Raw genomic sequence first — 20841 nt, 5'->3', positions numbered from 1 at the left:
CTTAACTACTATTACTAGCTCAAATAACATCAGAGGTAGTGTATAAGCACCCGGTAATATGCCATTATAGCCGCCGGGTTGCCGTGACGCCCCAGGGGAATAATCAACATGAGAAAGGAGAACAGGCGTGTCTGATAAAACGGTGGCTTGCACCGGGCAAAGTGATTACATCTGCCTGAATTATATTGATTTTCTTGCTGCATCCTGTAAAAAGCGCTGGAGCTTTATGGATGCCATCTACGGCGTGATGCCGATCTTTGGTCTGGTCACCAGAAACTCCCGCGATCTGCCTCAGGTGCCTTCAGAGCGGTTGAAGGTGCTGGCGTTACAGATTATTTCCACCCAGGTCAGCGATGAAATTAATATCGCCAGATTGATAACCCTGGCTGAACAACAGCACATCCACCAGTTCGATATTCTGCTGCCTTATCCGTTATCGGATCAGCAGCTTGAGCTTGTCCGTCAGGAATATGTCAAGCCGCTGACCCTGAAGCAGCATGATGACCGCTTAACGGTCACCCTTTCTGCCCTCCCGCACTAATTTACCAGCATCCACAGCGCTGGAGCCGATCCCACTACCAACATCAGCATCGCCATTTTTTCCATGATGTGCAGTTTCTCGTCGCCTCGTCCACCCCGACGGGCAAACAGAAACAGCAGCACGCCCGGCGCGTAGAGCACCACGGAAAGCAGCAGATGCAACGGCCCTGAGGCATACAGCAGCCAGAGGCCATAGGCGCTGGCTCCGCAGGCAATTGCCATCACGCCGGGACGATTCATCGCACGCGCCACCCTGAACAGGTAAGCCCCAACCAGCAAGTAAGGCACGAGGATCATTTCTGAGGCGATGGTCAGCAGGGTGTTGTAGTCTGAACCGGTGAGCCAGATCAGCACGAGGCAGAGTTGCACGCTGATATTGGTCAGCCAGAGTGAGGCCGAAGGTGCACCCCGTGTATTCTGTTTAGCCAGCGAGCGCGGAAAGGCACCGTGCTCAGCCGCGAGCAGCGGCACTTCTGCAGCCATTATGGTCCAGCTCAGGTAGGCACCACAGACGGAGATAATCAGACCCACGGCAATAATCATATTGCCCCATGAGCCGATCAGACGGGTCATCAGTCCGGCCATAGAGGGATTGCGCATCTCCGCCAGCTCCGCTCGTGGAATGATCCCCAAAGAGAGCAGGGTAACCAGCAGATAGACTACCAGCGCCGCTGTCACTGCCAGCAATGTTGCCCGCCCCACATCCTTTTTATTCCGTGCACGCGCAGAAACGACAACCGCCCCTTCAACCCCGATAAATACCCAGAGCGTGATCAGCATGGTGTCCTTGACCTGCTGCCATACGGGTGTACCCAGCTCAATGCCGGTAAAGTCGAATTTGAACCGATCGTAATTAAATGCCAGAGCGGCAAGAATCACGAAAAGCCCGAGCGGCACAAGTTTACCCAGGGTAGCGACCAGATTGATGCTGGCTGCGGTTTGCACCCCGCGCAGCACCAGGAAGTGGACCAGCCAGAGCAGCACCGAGGCACCCAACACGGACTGCCAGGTATTGCCGTCACCAAAGACCACATGGCCCGGCGAATCGGTGAAGAAACTCAGGGCAGAGAAGACGATTACCAGATAGGAAACGTTGGCGATCACCGCACAGAGCCAGTAGCCCCAGGCGGAGCAGAATCCGGTCAACTCGCCAAACCCGGCACGTGCATAGGTGAAGATGCCGCCGTCCAGTTCAGGCTTCAGGCGGGTCAGCAGCAGCAAAGCCAGTGACAGCAAGATAATTCCTGCACCGGTAATCGCCCAGCCCGTCAGTAAAGCTGCCGGACTGGCAACTGCGGCCATGTTTTGCGGCAGGCTGAAAACGCCTGCACCCAGCATTGAACTGAGAACCAACGCCGTCAGGGCAGTAAGGCCTAATTTTTTGTCCAAAAAAACATCCCGATTGCAGAATAAAAAACCAGATCATCGGCAAACCTTCGCGTTATATGCGCGGAAAGGGCCACAGATGCGAAGTGAACCACTAAAGTCGGCGGCGATTTTACGGAGAGAGGGCAGGAGATGCAATGCGAACAGCGTGGTTTGTGACTGGTTATGCAAAATAGCCCGGTAAGCTATTCAGAAACAGAGAGGGCAGCCTGAAGGCCGCCCCGGAAAGATTATTTGAACAGGTCAGCAGAAACGGTGAGGTTACCGCCGCTCTGGTTCGACCATTGACGCGTGATGTGGTAGTACTTCGCGCCTTTTTTGATAGCCGCTTTGCCCACTGCATCTGAAATTTCGGTAGGGGTACCGAAATGCCCGGTGAAGGTCACGCTGTCAAACGGCTGCATCTGAGCGGCCGTGATAGCGTTAACTTCCTGAACGCTTTGCCCGTCTGGTGTTTTAACGGTGTAACGCTGACCGGTAGAGGTCTGGGTTTCATAGAAACGGCCCACGTTGGTGCTTGGGGTTTCAGAAGAAGCCACGCCGGGGATCTGCACGGTTTTCGCGGCTGCTCCACCGGTGGCCAGTGCAGCCTTACCGGCCTGGGAATCCGCAGGGATCAGGTCAGGCGACTGAACCTTACGCTCGCGCGCATCGGCTTTATAGATATAAGCGGTAATAAACTGATTACCGCCGCTGTTAGCGTCAATCTGACGGATAATAAAGAACGAGGCTGCACCTTTGGCTTTGGCCGCTTTGGTGATGGCTTCATTCACATCCGGCTGGCTGCGGTAGAAACCATTAACGGAAACGGTATCAAACGGCTCCAGTTTGTAGGCTTCTGCTTTTTTCAGCTCACGCACGCCATTGATGATGCGGTCGTCGCTTTCAACGGCTTTTGGGGCATCATTGTGGTAAATGTCCGCCACTACCCGCCAGTTACCGCCGTTACCATTGGTATCGTTAATACCCTGAATATAGTAAGAATCCGCACCCAGCTCATCGGCACGTTTTGATACCGCGGTGCTTGCGTCATTAATAGCATTAAAACGACCGGAAACCGTGATGCGTTCAAAAGGTTTCAGCGTGGCCGCTTTTTCTGGGGACAGTTCCTGTGCCGCATACGCGGATAATGATGTGAGTGACAACAGGGCTGATGCCAGAATGGTGTTCTTCAGCTTCATAAAAATAATCCTTCGCCTTACGCAAAAAATGAGTACGAAAACGTGCTGGACTCTTGATGTGTAACAGATTAGCAGCCGATTATTGCATGTAATAATGCCTGCTGTCTCAGGCATTTTGAGCCATTTCCAGCGCTTCACAGCCGCTTCCTGTGCCAGTTTATTAAAAGAGGGGTAATTTGCCGGTTTTGTCTGCCGCTTACCACCTGAGCAGGTTATTGATATCACTAATAACGTTAATTCATTGTTAAATAATGTTTTTTCTTTTGCATTAATCAGCAATTGGTGAATTTTTGCTAGCAGATTATTCGTCAATGTTGGGTAATTACAGTATCAAAGTAGCGCTTTTGCCCCTTGTCTCTGAATTTTTATAGGTTAAGCGCGGTTCTGTCGGGCTGTGGCTGGATCGCAGAACATATTTTCAGTAGGTTATACACAGTTTGAAACAGATCCTGGGACGGTCATACGGGCCGTAACACTCAGTACCAACCATCATCTTACTTCTGATGAAAGGGAATATTATGCTAATTGGAATAACCAAAGAGCGGTTGCCCAACGAAGCGCGAGTCGCTGCCACACCGAAAACGGTAGAGCAGCTTTTAGCACTCGGCTTTACCGTCGCCATTGAGCGCGATGCGGGTAAACTGGCCAGTTTTGATGACGCTGCCTATCAGGCCGTGGGGGCTTCACTGGTGGATACCGCCACCGTCTGGCAGTCGGATATTATCCTCAAGGTCAATGCACCGGATGAAGAAGAGATTGCCCTGACCCGTGAAGGGAGCACGCTGGTGAGCTTTATCTGGCCTGCTCAGAACCCTGAACTGCTGGAAAAACTGGCCGCCCGCAGGGTTACCGTGATGTCAATGGACGCCGTGCCGCGTATCTCTCGCGCCCAGTCTCTGGATGCGCTGAGCTCTATGGCTAACATCGCGGGTTACCGCGCAATCGTGGAAGCCGCCCATGAGTTTGGTCGCTTCTTCACCGGGCAGATTACCGCTGCCGGTAAAGTGCCACCGGCCAAGGTCATGGTGATAGGTGCTGGCGTGGCGGGGCTTGCCGCTATCGGCGCGGCGGGCAGCCTGGGCGCTATCGTGCGTGCCTTTGATACCCGTCCGGAAGTAAAAGAACAGGTGCAGAGTATGGGCGCCGAGTTCCTTGAGCTGGATTTTGAAGAAGAAGCCGGTAGCGGTGATGGCTACGCGAAAGTGATGTCCGAAGCCTTTATCAAGGCTGAAATGGCCCTGTTTGCCGCTCAGGCAGAAGAGGTGGACATCATTGTCACCACGGCACTGATCCCAGGCCGGCCTGCTCCTAAGTTGATCACTGCTGAGATGGTTGCTTCCATGAAGCCGGGCAGCGTAATTGTGGATCTGGCGGCGCAAACCGGCGGAAACTGCGAGCTGACCGTGGCCGATCGGGTCACCACTACGGATAATGGCGTCAAAATTATCGGTTATACCGATCTGCCAAGCCGTTTACCGACCCAGTCTTCTCAACTGTACGGCACTAACCTGGTTAACCTGCTCAAGCTGCTGTGCAAAGAGAAAAACGGTGAGATCGCCGTGGATTTCGAAGATGTGGTGATTCGGGGTGTGACCGTGGTTCGTGACGGGGAAGTGACCTGGCCGGCCCCGCCAATTCAGGTATCCGCTGCACCTCAGGCAGCGCAGGCAGCCCCCAGAGCAACAGAGAAGGTGGAGAAAAAACCGGTTTCTCCGCTGCGTAAATATGCCCTGTTCGCGCTGGCGCTTGTGCTGTTTGGCTGGTTTGCCAATGTTGCACCGCCTGCTTTCCTCTCTCACTTCACCGTTTTTGCGCTCTCCTGCGTGGTCGGCTATTACGTGGTCTGGAACGTCAGCCACGCGCTGCATACGCCGTTGATGTCGGTGACAAACGCGATTTCCGGGATCATTGTCGTTGGCGCAGTATTGCAGATCGGTCACGGTGGCTGGGTCAGCTTCCTGTCGTTTGTTGCGGTACTGATTGCCAGTATTAATATCTTCGGTGGCTTCACCGTGACTCAGCGCATGCTGAAAATGTTCCGTAAGAACTAAGGGATAATCAATGTCTGGCGGATTAGTAACTGCAGCATACATTGTTGCCGCAATTCTTTTTATCTTCAGCCTGGCTGGGCTGTCTAAACATGAAACCTCCAAACAGGGCAACCTGTCTGGTATGGCTGGTATGGCGATTGCGCTGCTGGCAACCTTGCTGGGCCCGGACAGCGGAAACGTTGGCTGGGTATTAGTGGCGATGGTTATCGGGGGAACGGTAGGTATCCGGCTGGCGAAAAAGGTCGAAATGACCGAAATGCCAGAGCTGGTTGCCGTGCTGCACAGCTTCGTGGGCCTGGCTGCGGTGCTGGTGGGCTTTAACAGCTATCTCGATCACGCGCCGGGAATGGATGTGGTGTTGGAAAATATCCATCTGACAGAGGTGTTTATCGGCATCTTTATCGGTGCGGTTACCTTCACCGGTTCGCTGGTGGCGTTTGGCAAACTGCGTGGAAAAATTTCTTCCCGCCCGCTGATGTTGCCACACCGTCATAAGCTGAACCTGCTGGCTCTGGTGGTCTCTCTCTGCCTGTTGATCGCCTTTGTACGCACTGAGAGCACTGGCGTTCAGGTCTTCGCGCTGCTGATTATGACGATGATCGCCCTGGCGTTCGGCTGGCATCTGGTCGCGTCTATCGGTGGAGCAGATATGCCGGTAGTGGTCTCCATGCTGAATTCTTACTCTGGCTGGGCTGCGGCAGCGGCTGGTTTCATGCTCAGCAACGATTTGCTGATCGTGACCGGTGCGCTGGTGGGATCAAGCGGTGCTATCCTCTCTTACATTATGTGTAAGGCGATGAACCGCTCCTTTATCAGCGTAATTGCCGGGGGCTTTGGTACTGACAGCAGCTCCACCGGCGAAACTGATGAAGTGGGTGAATACCGTGAAATCGATGCGCAAAGCACTGCAGACCTGCTGAAAAACTCCAGCTCGGTCATTATCACCCCCGGTTATGGCATGGCAGTGGCCCAGGCTCAGTATCCGGTAGCGGAAATTACCGAAAAACTGCGTGCCCGTGGGATCAAAGTTCGTTTCGGTATCCACCCGGTGGCCGGTCGTCTGCCGGGACATATGAACGTCCTGCTGGCGGAAGCGCGCGTTCCTTATGATGTCGTACTGGAGATGGACGAGATCAATGACGACTTCAGCGACACGGATACGGTGCTGGTGATCGGTGCCAACGATACGGTGAATCCGGCAGCGCAGGAAGATCCCCGCAGCCCAATCGCCGGAATGCCGGTGCTGGAAGTCTGGAAAGCTCAGAACGTGGTGGTATTCAAGCGCTCAATGAATACCGGTTATGCCGGTGTGCAAAATCCGCTGTTCTTTAAGGACAATACCCACATGCTGTTCGGTGATGCGAAAGCTACCGTGGATGCCATCCTGAAAGAGTTATAAAAACGGGGCAGGGGCAGCCTGCATCAAAGAGTGAATAACCATGCTGACAGCGCGCTGCCCTAATCCACCTGTTTTATCAGGCAACAGCACATAAAAAAGGCCGGGATCTCCCGGCCTTTTCTTATTTAATGCTGTAAGTCAGTTAAGACTACGCCAGGCATTAATCATCTTCATCATCATCAAGCTCGACCGGCGAAGCATAACCATCCGGTTTGATCGCCAGCAGATCGCAACGCAGATGATCGATAACCTGCTCAGCCGTATTGCCCAGGAAGGCAGCAGACAATCCGGTACGCCCAATGGTGCCTAGCACCACCACACCCGCATCAAGATGATCGGCAAGGTCAGGGATCACCTCTTCAGGCAGGCCTTTATCGACATGGGTAAACTTCTCGTCGATGCCGAATTTCTGCCTCAGCGCTTTCATCGCCAGCAGATGCTGACCACGGATAGCGTCGTTATAAACGCTCGGGTCAAAATCCGGCAGTTCAATGGCGATATTGATTGGGGTGATGGGATAGGCTCCGACCAGATGAACCTCGGTATGGTTCACCATATCTGCCAGTTCAAGCGTCTCCCTCACCAGTTTGGTGTTGAGTGGGTCATGGTGAGGCTCTTCACTGGCCAGATTAACGGCTACCACGGCACGGCCACCTTCCGGCCAGGGCTGATCTTTCACCATCCAGACCGGGCAGGGGCATTTACGCAGCAGATGCCAGTCAGTAGGCGTGAAAACCACTGCCTGCAGGCGATCGTGCTGGTGCGCCATTTTCAAAACCAGATCGTAGCGTCCGTTCAGGACTTCCTGAATGATCGCCTCATAGGGCCGGTTATGCCAGATGACTTTGATATCAATCTGCACGCCTGCATCCAGATAGGACTGAGCCTGATCGCGGATCCATTCCGTGCGCTGGCTGACCACACCTTTACGCATGGTTGTGCGTTCATCAGGGGAAAGCAGGGTGGTCATTTCGTAGGAGAAATCATAAATGGGCAAGAAAGCGGTGATCCGGCCACCAAGACGTTGGTTAAGATAGACAGCCCGGCGAAGGGCTGGCTGGTCGTCCTGTTGCGGATCTATTGCCACAAGAATGTTTTGATATTTGGACATAGCTGAACCTCCAACCGCTGGTTAGGTTAAAGATAGCCCAATCGTGGCTGCGGCAGAAGGAAAAAGTTATAGCGGGATCAATATTATAACAAATAATAAGCAGGCTATTTGCCAGAACTGGCAGGGAAGGAAACGCAGGATAATTTTTGGCCGGGTCAGCAGGCTGCCCCCGGCCAGGACTGTCAGGCTATAGCGCGGCTTTGGCCCGCAAGCTGCGACAGCACGTCATGATCTTCAATAGTGATGTATTTGCCTTTAACCGCCAGCATGCCACTTTTCTGGAAGCGTCCCAGTAAGCGGCTGATGGTCTCAACCGTTAAGCCGAGATAGTTGCCAATATCACCACGGGTCATGGTCAGACGGAATTCTCGCGGTGAAAAACCCCGTTCCGCAAAGCGACGGGAAAGGCCATAGATAAAGGCGGCAAGGCGCTCTTCAGCATTCTTTTTAGAGAGCAGCAGGATCATCTCCTGGTCACCTTTGATCTCCCCGCTCATCAGACGCATCATCTGCTGGCGCAGGCTGGGCATTTTACCTGAGAGATCATCAAGGGTTTCAAAGGGGATTTCACAGACCATCGCCGTTTCCAGTGCCTGGGAGAAGCTGGGGTGCTGGCCGCCGTTAATGGCGTCAAAGCCGACCAGATCGCCAGCCAGGTGAAAGCCGGTGATCTGCTCGTCGCCCTGTTCGGTAATGGTGTAGCTTTTGATGGTCCCGGAGCGAATAGCGTATAGCGATTTCAGCTCGTCCCCGGCTTTGAACAGCGTCTGGCCCTTCTGAATAGGCTTTTTGCGTTCGATAATATTGTCCAGCTGATCGAGTTCGTGCTCGTTCAGCGTGAAGGGAATACAGAGCTGGCTGATGCTGCAATCCTGACAATGAATAGCACAACCGCCAGACTGGATACGTCTGTTGATAACACGCTTTTCCGGGATCATAGTGATACGCTCGAATGATTATTGACTGGGGTCAATTTTAACATTTTTTTGTAACCTAAGGGAACGGGTAGGGACAGTTTTAGCCACATAAAAAGCAGGGATGCTGTATAAAAATGCATCCCGTTGAAAATATTGCCTTTATACGGACCTAAGATTTGTTCTCCAGCGTTACCTCGCCCTGATAGTGGTTTGTGTGGCTTTTAGCCGTTACCCGGGCAGGTTGTTCTACTTTAATGATGAGCGTCAAAATCCCGGCAAACAGATATAAACCGGTATATGTCCATACAACCCCGACGATATCAAAGAAGGGTAAAACCAGTGAGGCAATGGCCGGGGCGAGAAAGTTACTCAGGCCAGCAGAGAGGTTATAAATCGAGATCGCCGCCCCTTTGTGTTTCGGTTCCAGCACCGGGAAGACGGCGGTCATCGGCACAAAGGCGGCCACTGTAATTCCCAGCATAACGGCCGGGATCATCGCCATCCAGTAGTTATGGCCAAAGGTCACCGGCAGATAGTAGAAGGCGAGACTCGACAGCGCACAGCCCAGGCAACCAAACCACCGCACCTGACGTATCCAGCCAATATATTCGCCCAGCACGCCCCACATGATGTTGGTGAAGATGGTCACAAAGAAGAACACCGCCCAAATTTGCAGCCATTCTGACATGCTGAAGCCAAGGCGACCCACAAACAGCATTGGCATGATCACGGCAAAGCCAAACAGTGACAGGGTGTTGATGATACGGATCAGGCAGGCCAGGAAAATATTACGGTTAGTAAACAGGATGGTGACGGCCCGTGATAGCTCGGTGAATTTCTCTCTGGTGGAAAGACTGGCCTTCTCACTTTCACTGCCAACATTGCGCAGCAGGATCATCGCCATCAAACCCCCTGCCACCACCCAGGCAATGGCAAACCACAGGGTGCCGGTTTCGCCCATCCAGGGAATGGTAAAGCTGGGCAGATAACTGCCGACGCAGCCAATACCCACGGAATACATCGCCCAGAACCAGCCCATCGCAGATGAGAGTTGATGTTTGGGGACGTTTTGAACCACCAGCATCACGAACGAATAAATGAACAGCGGATAAGCCAGGCCACGAATACCGTAAAACAGCAGCATCAGCGGATAGTTACGCATGCCCAGTCCCAGGGTCATAAACAGGATATGCATCACCACCCAAAGAATAAATCCTATGCGCATTGCCCGCTGTGGCGTGATGATCTCTGCCACCACGCCCGAACTCCAGGCAGCAAGCGCGGCTGCCGCACCATAAAGGGTAAAGACCATGGCAGACTGGGAAGGGGTAAAGCCCAGATCGGTAATGTGCTTGGACAGGAAGGCCATCTCAAAGCCGTCCCCGCTCATAAAGACGGCGATGGCGATGTAACCCCAAACCAGCGACAGGGGAAGGCCGAACCAGTTTTTTGCTGATTTCATGATAGTTCCTCAAAGGCATGCAGGCCCGGACGGACATAGCGTCCGGGTTGAATTAGAAGCCGGCTGCGCGAGCCTCGCGCTGTTGTTGATAAAGCAGATGGAAATGGTTGAGCCGTTTTTGTAACGCCTGATGGTGGCCGGCATCCGGCAGGTAGCGCTTCAGCTCGGCAGGTTTCTGACAGACCTGCGTCTCTTCTCCGCCATCTGCCAGCCAGCCCAGCCTTGCCGCGCCGAGCGCGCCGCCAGCCTCGCCTCCCTGGTGCGTCACCACCGTAATGTTCAGTACGTCCGCCATCATTTGCGCCCACCAGGGGCTGCGTGCGCCACCCCCAATCAGTGAACAGCGGGTCAGATTCGTTCCGGCTTCTTCCAGCACTTTCAGGCCGTCTGCCATGCCAAAAGTTACGCCTTCCAGCACGGCGTAAGCCAGTGAAGCGCGCTGAGTGGCATGGGTCAGGCCATGAAAAGATCCGCTGGCCTGCGGATCGTTATGCGGTGTCCGCTCACCTGAAAGGTAAGGCAGAAACAGGGGAGCACTAAGCTCATCGGAACGGCTGAGGGTTGCGACCTCAGACAGTAAAGTGGTTTCGGAGGCGCCAAGAAGATCGCATAACCAGCGCAGGCTGCTGGCCGCGCTGAGCATGACGCTCATCTGATGCCAGCGATCCGGCAGCGCATGACAAAAAGCATGAACCGCTGAAGCCGCATCAGGGCGAAAACGATCGTTCACCGCGAACAGCACGCCGGAGGTGCCCAGCGAGATAAAAGCATCGCCTGGATTAACTGCACCAATCCCCACGGCGCTGGCCGCATTATCGCCACCGCCACCTGCGATAATCACTGTTTCCTTCAGTCCCCACTGGCGTGCCAGTTCAGCTTTCAATTCTCCAGCCGGTTCCGAACCTTCAACCAGGCGCGGCATATGATCCCGCGTCAGGCCACAGGCCTCCAGCAGGCTGTCTGACCAGTCACGTTTTGCCACATCAAGCCAGAGCGTGCCTGCGGCATCTGACATATCGCTGAGCTTTTCGCCGCTCATTTTCCAGCGGAGATAGTCCTTTGGCAGCAGCACGCTCGCCGTCTGCGCGAAGATGGCCGGTTCATGGCGCGCAACCCAGAGCAGTTTGGGGGCAGTAAAGCCCGGCATCGCAAGGTTGCCCGAAAGGCTGGCCAGATCGGGGGCCAGGGCAGTCAACTCTTTACACTCTGCGGCACTGCGGGTGTCATTCCACAAAATAGCGGGGCGCAACACGCGGTTTTCCCTGTCCAGCAACACGGCACCGTGCATCTGTCCGGACAAGCCGATAGCGCGAATATTCTCCCAGCTTTTACCCACTTTTTGCCGCAGCTCGCTGACGGCCTGCTGCAGGGCTTGCCACCATGCCTCAGGATCCTGTTCTGACCAGTGCGGGTGAGGGCGCTGCACGCTGAGTTTTGCCCCCGATGTGGCGATAATCGCGCCGTGTTCATCGATCACCAGCACTTTAATTTCTGAGGTGCCTGCATCAATTCCAAGGTACATGGCCGTCTCCTTACTCGCTGACCGGCTGAGGATGATTCGCCCAGCTTCGCAGGCTGGCGACTGACCTCTCCAGCAGTGCAGCAAACTCTTTCCGCTCTGCCAGTGGACCAAACAGGGCGGCATCGGCAGCAAAGCGGGCGAGCGCATCTTTATGGCTCAGTAACTGATGCAGCGCATCCGCATCCAGCACGCCATCCTGATACTCATAAGGCAGTTCCTGTTGATGCCAGCGTTGCAGGAACAGGAAGAAGAGTGCAGGCAGCAGGGCCGTGGCTCGTGGAGTCTCTCCCCGCGCGAATGTTTCAGTCAGCGTGGGGGTAATGAAGCCAGGGATCTTTGACAGGCCATCGGCGGCTACCCGTTGGTTAGTATCGCGGATGTAAGGGTTGGCAAAGCGCGCCAGCACCACGTCGCGGTACTCTTCCAGATTTAACGGGCTGGGCATCAGCGAGGGGATCACATCCTGGGTCACATACTCCCAGGCCATCTCCCTGATTTCCTGCGTCTGCGTACTCTGATGAATAAAGGATTGCCCGATCAGCGTGCCTGCCCAGGCAATGCAACTGTGGCTGGCGTTGAGGATACGGATTTTGGCTTCTTCCCAGGGCAGTACGGAGTCCACCAGTTCAACCCCCACGTTTTCCAGCGCAGGCCGTCCGGCAGCGAAATCATCTTCAATCACCCACTGAATAAAGGCTTCTGCCATCACCGGAGCTTTATCATTAAAGCCGGTGGCTTCCAGCACTCGCGGTGCAATATCCGCCGTGGGGCGCGGGGTAATGCGGTCCACCATGGTGTTCGGGGAGGTAGTGTACTGCTTCACCCAGCCCAGCAACGCCTCTTCCTGGCGGAGCTGCAGGAAGGTAAGGAAGCCCTGACGAAAACGGTCGCCGTTGTGGCGCAGATTATCGCAGTTGAGCAGGGTAACTGGCTCACCGTGGGCCGCCAGACGGGCCTTTAACACCCGGGTCAACGCGCCATAGATTGTGCGGGCTTCACCATTGAGATCGGCTTTGATATCCGGATGACGTGGATCCAGCTTATGATCGGTATCCAGATAATAGCCGCTTTCGGTCACGGTAAATGCGATGACTTTAGTCTGCGGACTGGCTCCCTGCGCGGTCATTCCGGTGAGTTCTGCATCCCAGGGCACCAGGGTTTTTATGGAAGTGATTTTCTCATATTCACGCCTGCCTTCTGGGGTCACCGTTTCCAGCGTATATTCACCGTGCTGAGCGGCCAGCGTGTTTAGCAAAGGCACAGCATCATCACGAATATTGCTCAGGGCAATCTCCCAGCTATGATCGCCCTGTTGCAGCAGGCGATGGAAATACCAGGCCTGATGCGCGCGATGAAAGGAACCTGCACCTATGTGCAGCCAGATTGAGGGGGTGGCAGCAGTCATCATTCTCTCCGGTTTATTGGGCATTTGCTCTGTATAAGAGCTTTTGCCTGATAGCGTTATAGCCTGGTGATTAACGGGCCTGATGTCTGCGGGTAAGATCACATAAATTGCTTTTGCCCGATTGTCGGGCAATTATTCAGAGTAAGCTGAGGAAAATCAGGGAGCAGACTTATGAGCAAACATAATAAGAAACTTGACCAGGCAGCCCGGGCCGCCTGGATGTATTACGTGGCTGGAGAAACGCAGCACGATATTGCCGAAAAGCTGGGGGTTTCGCGGCAGGTAGCGCAGCGTCTGGTGGCGCTGGCCGTGGAAGAGGGGCTGGTCAGCGTCAGCATTGCTCATCCGGTTGCCGACTGTATGACGCTGGCTGAACAACTGAAAAAACGATTTGATCTGCAGCTCTGTCAGGTAGTGCCTTCGGCAGGAGTGGAAGGTGCAGGTGTTCAGCAAATGATTGCGGTGGCCGGAGCAGAGGTGATGGCTCAAACGCTGAGACAGGATCAGCCGCAGATCGTTGCTGTTGGGTCTGGCCGTACTTTGCGGGCCACCATTGATGAGCTTCCGGAGTTCGATCGCCCTCAGCACAGTTGCGTTTCCTTGATTGGCGCTATAGCCAGCGATGGCTCCTGTACCCGCTATGACGTGCCGCTTTGGATGGCAGAAAAAACCCAGGGACGCTACTTCATTCTGCCTGCGCCGCTGTATGCGGACAGCCCGGAAGACCGGGATTTATGGTGCAATCACCGCATTTATCGCACCGTGACCGACAAAGCAGCCAGGGCGGATGTGATGTTTGTCGGCATCGGGCAGGTTTCTGCCGGTTGCCCTCTCAACGCCGACGGGTTTATCAGCGACGGCCAGGTCAGCAGGCTGGAATCGTTGCAGGTTGCCGCAGAGATGCTGGGGCATTTTATTGGTCAGGATGGTCAGCGGGTTGCCAGTGAACTGGATGACAGGCTGACCAGCGTGCCGCTGACCGCGCAAACTCAGCGAAAGGTAATAGCCTTCGCCGGAGGAGCAGAGAAGCATCAGGCGATAGCCGCAGCGCTGCGGGGTCGCTGGATCACCGGATTGATTACGGATGAAGAGAGTGCCCGTTTCGCGCTGGCTCAGCCGGATTAGGGGGTCGCTTCCGCTGAGAGTTTTGCTAAACTCATCAGGTGGCTCAGTCCACATCCTCATTACCGTTGCCACCGGGGGACCCGAATGATGGACCTTAACGATCAGGATCTGTTTAAAGACGCGATGGAAGACGTCAAGCCGCTCAAGGATTGTGCCAACGTCCACTGGATGAAACCCCCTTCAGTCAAACCCTCCCGCAAAACGCTGGAAGAGGAGCAGGCAGACAATCCTCTGACCAGCGGCTTGCTGACCATTGTCCCGCTTGCCACGCCGCTGGAGTATAAAGCGGAAGGGATCCAGCAGGGGGTGCTGGATAAACTCAGGCTGGGAAAATATCCGCATAATGCAAGTCTGAACCTGATTGGGCAATCTGTAGAGACCTGTCGTCAAAAGCTCTACAGTTTTATGCTGCTGGCGGAGCGGGAAAACTTTCGCAATCTGCTGATTATTCATGGCAAAGGGCGGGATGAAGAGACTCATGCCAATATCGTGCGCAGCTATCTGGCCCGCTGGCTCCAGCAGTTTGATTCGGTTCAGGGCTATTGCAGCGCACAACCGCATGATGGCGGCAGCGGTGCCTGCTATGTGGCATTGCGAAAAAGCGAGCAGGCACGCCTGGATAACCGGGAGCGCCATGCCAAACGCAGCCGTTAATTCAGCTTTGGTGGGATTTACGGATAGTCGACAGCAACGCCACGCCAAGCGCAGCCGTTAATTCAGCCCTGGTGGGATTTACGGATAGTCGACAGCAACGCCATGCCAAGTGCAGCCGTTAATTTCAGCCTGAATGGGATTTGCGGATGGTTGCCAGCAACACCTCTGCACTCAGGCTCAGGGGCGCACCGGAGCGGGTAATTATGCCCACTGATTCGCCCGGCCCATGTGAAGCCACCGGCAGGGCTGCAAGCGAGTTATGCAGTAAATCCTCTTTGATTGCTCCGGAGGGCACAAACCAGACGTAGTTATAACGCAGGGCCAGTTGACGGGCCAGCGAGGTGGCGGAAGTTTCCACCAGCGTGGCAGGCAACCGGCAGCCCTGCTCCTGAATCATCTTATCGGCGAGCCTGCGTGGTGCAGTACCTTCGGGAGAGATCACCACTGGCCAGGAGAGGGCTCTGGAAAGGGTGACGTTGTCACTTAAAAGCGGATGCTCAGGGTGCACCACCAGCCGTAAAGATTCCAGAAACAGTAATTCGTAGGTCAGCCCGGCCATCATATCTGGCGCGGCCATGCGGCCAATGCCAACATCAAACTCTCCGGCTCTCAGCCCGGCGATCAGGACATTATTGTGCAGGGTTGCAACCTGAACTATTGCTCTGGGTTGCTGCTGATGGAAGCGGTCGAGAATGGAAGGCAGCATGCCAAGCGCAACGGTAGTCAGCACCCCGACGCGCAGAATGGCGGGTTCTTCAGGATCTGAAGGAGTGAAGGATTGCCCGGCATGATTAAGCGCATCAAGGATCCGGACGGCATGGGTGAGAAATTGCTCGCCCATGGTGGTCAGTTGTGCCCCCAGGCGCCCCCGTTCAAACAGACGGGCACCGGCAAGCTCCTCCAGTTCGTTGAGCGTTCTGGAGAGCGCGGGCTGGCTCAGCGACAGCGTTTCAGCGGCACGGCCCAGCGTCCCTTGCTGAGCAACGGCGACAAAGGTATGCAGATGGCGCAGTCGAATGCGCTGATTAAACAAATGATTTTTTTCCATAACCCAGCGTAAGCAGCGAGCCTGCTAACAGGCAAGACGTTCGAAACGATATTGTTAACCTTATTGCAAAATTTAGTTAACATTTGCCGCCATTGCGCAGTTTTCCATCACTTTCAGGGGGTCCGGCCAGCCTATATATCCACCTTAATTATAAAAAGTCTCTGTCCTCACGCCTGTAACGGCCCCGGGTAATCCGACGGGGCAATTTTTCAGGGTCAATAAGCGGACAATCCGCTATCATAGCCGCCTTTTTTCAGGAACGACGCCAGAGCTGGACCCGACTGGCCATGGAGCGCTAACGTGGAGAGTACCGCTGCGATTGATGTGCGTGCCTTAATCAACGAGGGCAGCATCAGCCGTTATCAACAGCGCATTATTGCGTTGTGTTTTGCCGTTGTGGCAATGGATGGCATGGACATAGCGCTGATGGGCTTTATTGCACCGGCGCTGAAAGGCGACTGGGGCGTCAGCACCCATCAACTCGGTGCGGTGATCAGCGCGGCGCTGATTGGTCTGGCATCAGGTGCCATGGTGGCAGGGCCGCTGGCTGACCGTTTTGGTCGTCGGGTGGTGATTATCAGCAGCGTGTTCTTTTTCGGCATCTGCACGTTGATCACCGCAATGTCACAGAATGTCGATCAGATGATGCTGTTCCGTTTTCTCACCGGGTTAGGTATGGGGGCAGCCATGCCCAACGTCGGCACGCTGGTGGCCGAATACTCACCGGAACGCAAACGCGCCTTCATTATTACCGTCGTTTTTTGCGGCTTCACCTTTGGTGCAGCAGGCGGCGGATTTGCTGCCTCCTGGCTGATCCCCCACTTTGGCTGGCATTCGGTACTGATCGTAGGCGGACTGCTGCCTTTAATCATCGTGCCAGTGCTGCTGAAGGGGCTACCCGAATCCGTGCGTTTCCTTCTCTCCAGACAGGCTCCCGCGGAACGCATCCGCCAGATTGTCTCCCGCATGGCTCCAGACCAGCAGCTTGCCGGCCGCGATTTTGTTATGGCCTCCACCCCACAGAGTAAAGGCGCAGCGCGACTGGTGCTGTCCCGGCCTTATCTGTTGGGAAGCACATTACTGTGGGGCGCCTATTTCATGGGGCTGTTCCTGGTCTATCTGATCGGCAGTTGGTTGCCATCGCTGGTTAAAGATATGGGAATGACGGTGACCCAGGCCGCGCTGGTTACTGCGATGTATCAGGCAGGGGGCACGGTAGGATCGCTGTTCGCGGGCTGGATGATGGACCGCTTCAATGCCAATCTGGCGCTGGCAGCCATCTATTTCACCGGGGCCATTGCTACCGTGGCGATTGGCTTTGCTCCGGCAGATACGCTGATCCTCAGCCTGGTCGCATTCTGCAGCGGTTTCTGTCTGAACGGCGCTAATACCGGCATGAATGCGCTTTCTGCCAGCTATTATCCCACCCATGCCCGCGCTACCGGGTCAAGCTGGATGCACGGTGTGGGGCGAATCGGCGCCATCCTCAGTGCGTTTGCCGGTGCGCAGATGCTGGCAATGGGCTGGAATATCACCGATGTCTTCACCAGCCTCGCAATACCGGCAATCCTGACTTCGTTGCTGTTGCTGGCTAAATTCCGCTACGGCCACCGCCGCTAGCGGGGTACCGGCACTAATACCTGCCCAGGCCCCGGTAGATGATTGTCCGCAGGTCAACGCGCCGGTGAAAGCACCCATGCAGGGCCACTGCCGAAGTCGTACCCGATCACAATTTATTAATAATTTTTTCCGGGCGCGGCGCTTTCCAGTACTCTGACTGCATCACGGCAAACAGGGGCAAAAAATGGAAAGTTTATGGGTGTCAGCCGACAGCATTCGCGCCGGATTTGCCAGCGCGATGTCGGAAATGTACCAGCGGGAAGTCCCGCAGTACGGCACGTTGCTGAATCTGGTGGCGCAGGTTAATCAGGAAGTATTAACGCAGAATCCGGACCTGAAACAGCAGCTGGAGCGTGACGGCGAGCTTTCCCGGCTGAGCGTGGAGCGCCACGGTGCTATCCGCGTGGGGACGGGAGCTGAACTGGCGATGCTTCGTCAGGTGTTCGCCATCATGGGCATGTATCCGGTAGGGTACTACGACCTGTCACAGGCCGGTGTGCCGGTGCACTCCACCGCTTTTCGCCCGTTAGATGACCACGCGCTGAACGCCAATCCTTTCCGCCTCTTTACCTCTTTACTCCGTCTGGAGCTGATAGAAGATCCCGCTTTACGACAGCAGGCCGCAGACATTCTGGCCGCCCGGGATATCTTTACGCCCCGCTGTCGCGAGCTGGTCAGCCTGCATCAGCAGCAGGGCGGGTTCACGCCGCAGCAGGCGAACGAATTTATCCTTGAGGCACTGGAAACCTTCCGCTGGCATCAGCAAACCCTTGTGGATCGGGCCACCTATCAGGCGCTGCTTGATCAGCACCGGCTGATCGCAGATGTGGTCTGCTTCCCCGGCTGTCATATCAATCATCTGACGCCCCGCACCCTGGATATTGACCGTGTACAGGCGCTGATGCCGGAAGCCGGCATCGTTCCGAAAGCCATTATTGAGGGTCCGCCGCGCCGCCAGATGCCAATCCTGCTACGGCAAACCAGTTTTAAAGCGCTGGATGAACCGGTCCGTTTTCGTGACGGTCAGGGGATGCATACCGCCCGTTTTGGGGAAATTGAACAGCGCGGGGTGGCGCTCACCGCTGAAGGCCGGGCGCTCTATGACCGCCTGCTGTTGCAAAGCGAAACCGGTACGGACAACAGCGTTCATCAACAGAATCTGGCCGCAGCTTTTGCGGAGTTTCCGGATGATGCCGCCACGTTAAGAAGAGAGAAGCTGGCCTGGTTCACCTACAGGCTGAGTGAAAAGGGCGAACAGAATCCGGCGGTCATCGCGCAGCAGAACGCTGAACAGCTAATTGAAGCAGGATTGATTATCGCCACGCCGATGATTTATGAAGATTTCCTGCCGGTCAGCGCCGCCGGGATCTTCCAGTCCAATCTTGGCAGCGAAACGAAGCCACGTAGCCAGGGACACAGCAGCAAAGCTGAGTTTGAACGCGCGCTGGGTGCAGTCGTTCAGGATGAAATTGCGCTCTATGCGCAGCGACAACAGGCCAGTCTGGCACGCTGTGGCGTCACTAAACCGGCCTAATACAGCCGGGCTGCCCGTGCCATTAATCACTTTATAGCCGTCGTGTAACAGCAACAGAAGTTTTGATTTTTTCAGCATAATCCGCAAATGCCCTGATTTATTGGACTTTCGTCTCCCGGCTGCAAATAATGATCTGCAGGTTATTTCTGGATGTGACGATGAAACACGAACGGTTATTCAGTACCAGTACGGCGGAGGGGCGACTTCGCGGGAGTCTCGAAAAAGATGTGTTTGTCTTTCGGGGTATTCCTTATGCGGCTCCTCCCGTTGGCGCTTTACGCTGGCAGCCTCCTAAACCTGTCACTCCCTGGCAGGGGGAACGTGATGCCACCGCGTGGGGAAATGCCAGCTGGCAAAACCGCGAATACTGCCAGGCAGTAGGGGGCGGCGATCCCGGCGTATTCAGCGAAGATTGCCTTTATCTGAACATCTGGACACCGGATCTGGAGCCAGCCAGGCCTTTACCGGTGATGGTATGGATTCATGGCGGCGGTTTTACCCTGGGCGCGGGTGGACTGGCTCCTTATGTGGGTCAGCCCCTTGCTTCGCGGGGCGTGGTGGTGGTGACCCTGAATTACCGTCTGGGGCACCTGGGCTTTTTTGCCCATCCCGCTCTGGATAAAGAGTATGCGGAAGGTGAGGTGGTGAACAACTTCGCCTTGCTCGATCAGATTGCTGCGCTGCAATGGGTGCAGCGTAATATCACCAGCTTCGGGGGCGATCGTCACAACGTCACCCTGTTCGGTGAATCTTCCGGGGCGCGCAGTGTCCTGTCGCTTTTTGCTTCTCCCCTGGCTAAAGGATTATTCCATAAGGGCATCGCGCAGAGCGCCTATGCACTGCCTGATATTCCCCGTGAAAAAGCGCTGAAAAACGGCGTCAGGCTTGCCAGCCATTTCAGACTTGAAGCGGCCACAGCGGAGCAGCTCAGGGCACTGTCGGCAGAGGCGTTCTGGCCTCTGGAAACGTCACTGGCTAACGGGCCGGTCGCCATCAGTGGAGATCGGGTATTACCTGAGCCGATGCTCGAGGTGTTTACCTCTGCCAGGCAACTCAAATTACCTTTAATGATCGGCAACAACAGCGATGAAGCGAGCGTGCTCAGCTATTTTGGCGTCGATCCGGCCAACGTCATTGCCCGTATACGCCAGACCCAACGAGTCGGGCTGCGTCTGAAACTGATCCGGCTCCTGTATGACGGTGTTTATGATGACAGCGAGCTGGGTCGGGAGGTTGCCAGAGACATGACTTTCACCACTATGGGATACATTGCGGCGCTGGCTCAGCACCGGAACGGCATGCCCGCGTGGCGATACTATTTCGATTACGTCTCCGAGAATTCCCGCGATCTCTACCCTGCGGGCACCTGGCATGGCAATGAGATCCCCTACACGCTCAACACCCTGGATGCGCCGGGTGTGGCCACCAGTGAACGGCCTTTCACTGAAAACGATCGGGTATTCGCTTCAAAAGTCAGCGGGTACTGGCTGAGATTTGCGCGCGATGCCAGTGAATTTTCTCACCAGCTTGAAGGGGAGATTAACTGGCCCGCGTGGCGTCCCTGGGAAGATAAAGTGATGCGCTTCGGCGACAAGGGCCAGGCCGTGGTGAAACTGGAGAACTATTTTATGCGCCGCCGGACGCAGTTATTTCGTCTGTTGATCGGGAGAATGGTCAGACTCAAAGATTAATTACTTAACAAAATTATCTACCCTTTGTTAACTTTACGGGCCGCTGGGGGAAAATAGGCTTTTGCACCAGTAACTTATAAAACGTCGCCAGTTATATAAGGTAATGAATATAAAAATGATTTGACTGAAACTTTCCCATTCCGTGCCGATAACACTGGATATGCGCCCGATCCCGAAGGCGATGACATCCGGTAT

General features: G+C 55.1%; 16 protein-coding genes. 8 read left to right on the top strand and 8 right to left on the bottom strand.

The window, feature by feature from the left end:
* The first annotated feature begins 127 nt into the window (after nucleotides 1–127).
* On the top strand, nucleotides 128–541 hold the full coding sequence (locus VRC33_RS11885) for a hypothetical protein (protein WP_338556059.1): 414 nt from the start codon (nucleotides 128–130) through the stop codon (nucleotides 539–541).
* Here VRC33_RS11885 and VRC33_RS11880 read toward each other — a convergent pair.
* Nucleotides 538–1929: an amino acid permease gene (locus tag VRC33_RS11880; RefSeq protein WP_338556057.1), complete on the bottom strand. Its 1392-nt coding sequence runs from the start codon at nucleotides 1927–1929 to the stop codon at nucleotides 538–540. The two genes, VRC33_RS11885 and VRC33_RS11880, sit on opposite strands and share 4 nt — an antisense overlap.
* Before the next feature lie 227 nt (nucleotides 1930–2156).
* Complete coding sequence (gene ydgH, locus VRC33_RS11875; RefSeq protein WP_338556055.1) at nucleotides 2157–3107, bottom strand: DUF1471 family protein YdgH; 951 nt, start codon at nucleotides 3105–3107, stop codon at nucleotides 2157–2159.
* A gap of 518 nt (nucleotides 3108–3625) precedes the next feature.
* Between ydgH and pntA the strand changes: the two genes are divergently transcribed.
* Together pntA and pntB are read left to right on the top strand one after the other, a co-directional pair.
* Nucleotides 3626–5158, top strand: a complete 1533-nt coding sequence (pntA, locus tag VRC33_RS11870; RefSeq protein ID WP_338556053.1) for a Re/Si-specific NAD(P)(+) transhydrogenase subunit alpha — start codon at nucleotides 3626–3628, stop codon at nucleotides 5156–5158.
* A 10-nt stretch (nucleotides 5159–5168) separates the two neighbouring features.
* Nucleotides 5169–6557, top strand: coding sequence for a Re/Si-specific NAD(P)(+) transhydrogenase subunit beta (gene pntB, locus VRC33_RS11865; RefSeq protein WP_338556051.1), 1389 nt, complete (start codon nucleotides 5169–5171; stop codon nucleotides 6555–6557).
* 160 nt (nucleotides 6558–6717) lie between these two features.
* On the opposite strand, the gene uspE is transcribed toward pntB, so the two are convergent.
* From uspE to dalD, 5 genes are all read right to left on the bottom strand, one after another.
* The gene (uspE, locus tag VRC33_RS11860) at nucleotides 6718–7668 is read right to left on the bottom strand and encodes a universal stress protein UspE (protein ID WP_338556049.1); all 951 of its coding nucleotides are present in this window, start codon (nucleotides 7666–7668) and stop codon (nucleotides 6718–6720) included.
* A gap of 182 nt (nucleotides 7669–7850) precedes the next feature.
* Entirely contained in the window at nucleotides 7851–8606 is a 756-nt protein-coding gene (locus tag VRC33_RS11855) for an FNR family transcription factor (RefSeq protein WP_013202029.1), read from the bottom strand.
* Nucleotides 8607–8754: 148 nt separating this feature from the next.
* Nucleotides 8755–10047: an MFS transporter gene (locus tag VRC33_RS11850; protein WP_338556043.1), complete on the bottom strand. Its 1293-nt coding sequence runs from the start codon at nucleotides 10045–10047 to the stop codon at nucleotides 8755–8757.
* A gap of 52 nt (nucleotides 10048–10099) precedes the next feature.
* The gene (xylB, locus tag VRC33_RS11845; protein WP_338556041.1) at nucleotides 10100–11569 is read right to left on the bottom strand and encodes a xylulokinase; all 1470 of its coding nucleotides are present in this window, start codon (nucleotides 11567–11569) and stop codon (nucleotides 10100–10102) included.
* 10 nt (nucleotides 11570–11579) lie between these two features.
* On the bottom strand, nucleotides 11580–12974 hold the full coding sequence (dalD, locus tag VRC33_RS11840) for a D-arabinitol 4-dehydrogenase (protein WP_338564278.1): 1395 nt from the start codon (nucleotides 12972–12974) through the stop codon (nucleotides 11580–11582).
* A 171-nt stretch (nucleotides 12975–13145) separates the two neighbouring features.
* Here dalD and VRC33_RS11835 point away from each other — a divergent pair, with 171 nt between their 5' ends.
* Entirely contained in the window at nucleotides 13146–14099 is a 954-nt protein-coding gene (locus tag VRC33_RS11835) for a sugar-binding transcriptional regulator (protein ID WP_338556039.1), read from the top strand.
* An 87-nt stretch (nucleotides 14100–14186) separates the two neighbouring features.
* Nucleotides 14187–14753, top strand: a complete 567-nt coding sequence (smrA, locus tag VRC33_RS11830; RefSeq protein ID WP_338564276.1) for a DNA endonuclease SmrA — start codon at nucleotides 14187–14189, stop codon at nucleotides 14751–14753.
* Nucleotides 14754–14877: 124 nt separating this feature from the next.
* Here smrA and VRC33_RS11825 read toward each other — a convergent pair whose 3' ends face one another.
* Nucleotides 14878–15801, bottom strand: coding sequence for a LysR substrate-binding domain-containing protein (locus VRC33_RS11825; RefSeq protein WP_338556036.1), 924 nt, complete (start codon nucleotides 15799–15801; stop codon nucleotides 14878–14880).
* A gap of 300 nt (nucleotides 15802–16101) precedes the next feature.
* On the opposite strand from VRC33_RS11825, the gene VRC33_RS11820 reads away from it, so the two are divergent.
* From VRC33_RS11820 to VRC33_RS11810, 3 genes are all read left to right on the top strand, one after another.
* Complete coding sequence (locus tag VRC33_RS11820) at nucleotides 16102–17421, top strand: aromatic acid/H+ symport family MFS transporter (protein WP_338556035.1); 1320 nt, start codon at nucleotides 16102–16104, stop codon at nucleotides 17419–17421.
* Between the two features lie 184 nt (nucleotides 17422–17605).
* Entirely contained in the window at nucleotides 17606–18955 is a 1350-nt protein-coding gene (locus tag VRC33_RS11815) for a VOC family protein (protein ID WP_338556034.1), read from the top strand.
* Between the two features lie 158 nt (nucleotides 18956–19113).
* Nucleotides 19114–20646, top strand: a complete 1533-nt coding sequence (locus VRC33_RS11810) for a carboxylesterase/lipase family protein (protein WP_338556032.1) — start codon at nucleotides 19114–19116, stop codon at nucleotides 20644–20646.
* The last annotated feature ends 195 nt before the right edge of the window (nucleotides 20647–20841 follow it).

This window comes from Erwinia sp. E_sp_B01_1, assembly GCF_036865545.1.
Taxonomy (GTDB): Bacteria; Pseudomonadota; Gammaproteobacteria; order Enterobacterales; family Enterobacteriaceae; genus Erwinia.
Note: the sequence above shows the minus strand (reverse complement) of the source record. Positions and strands in the feature narration are given on the sequence as shown.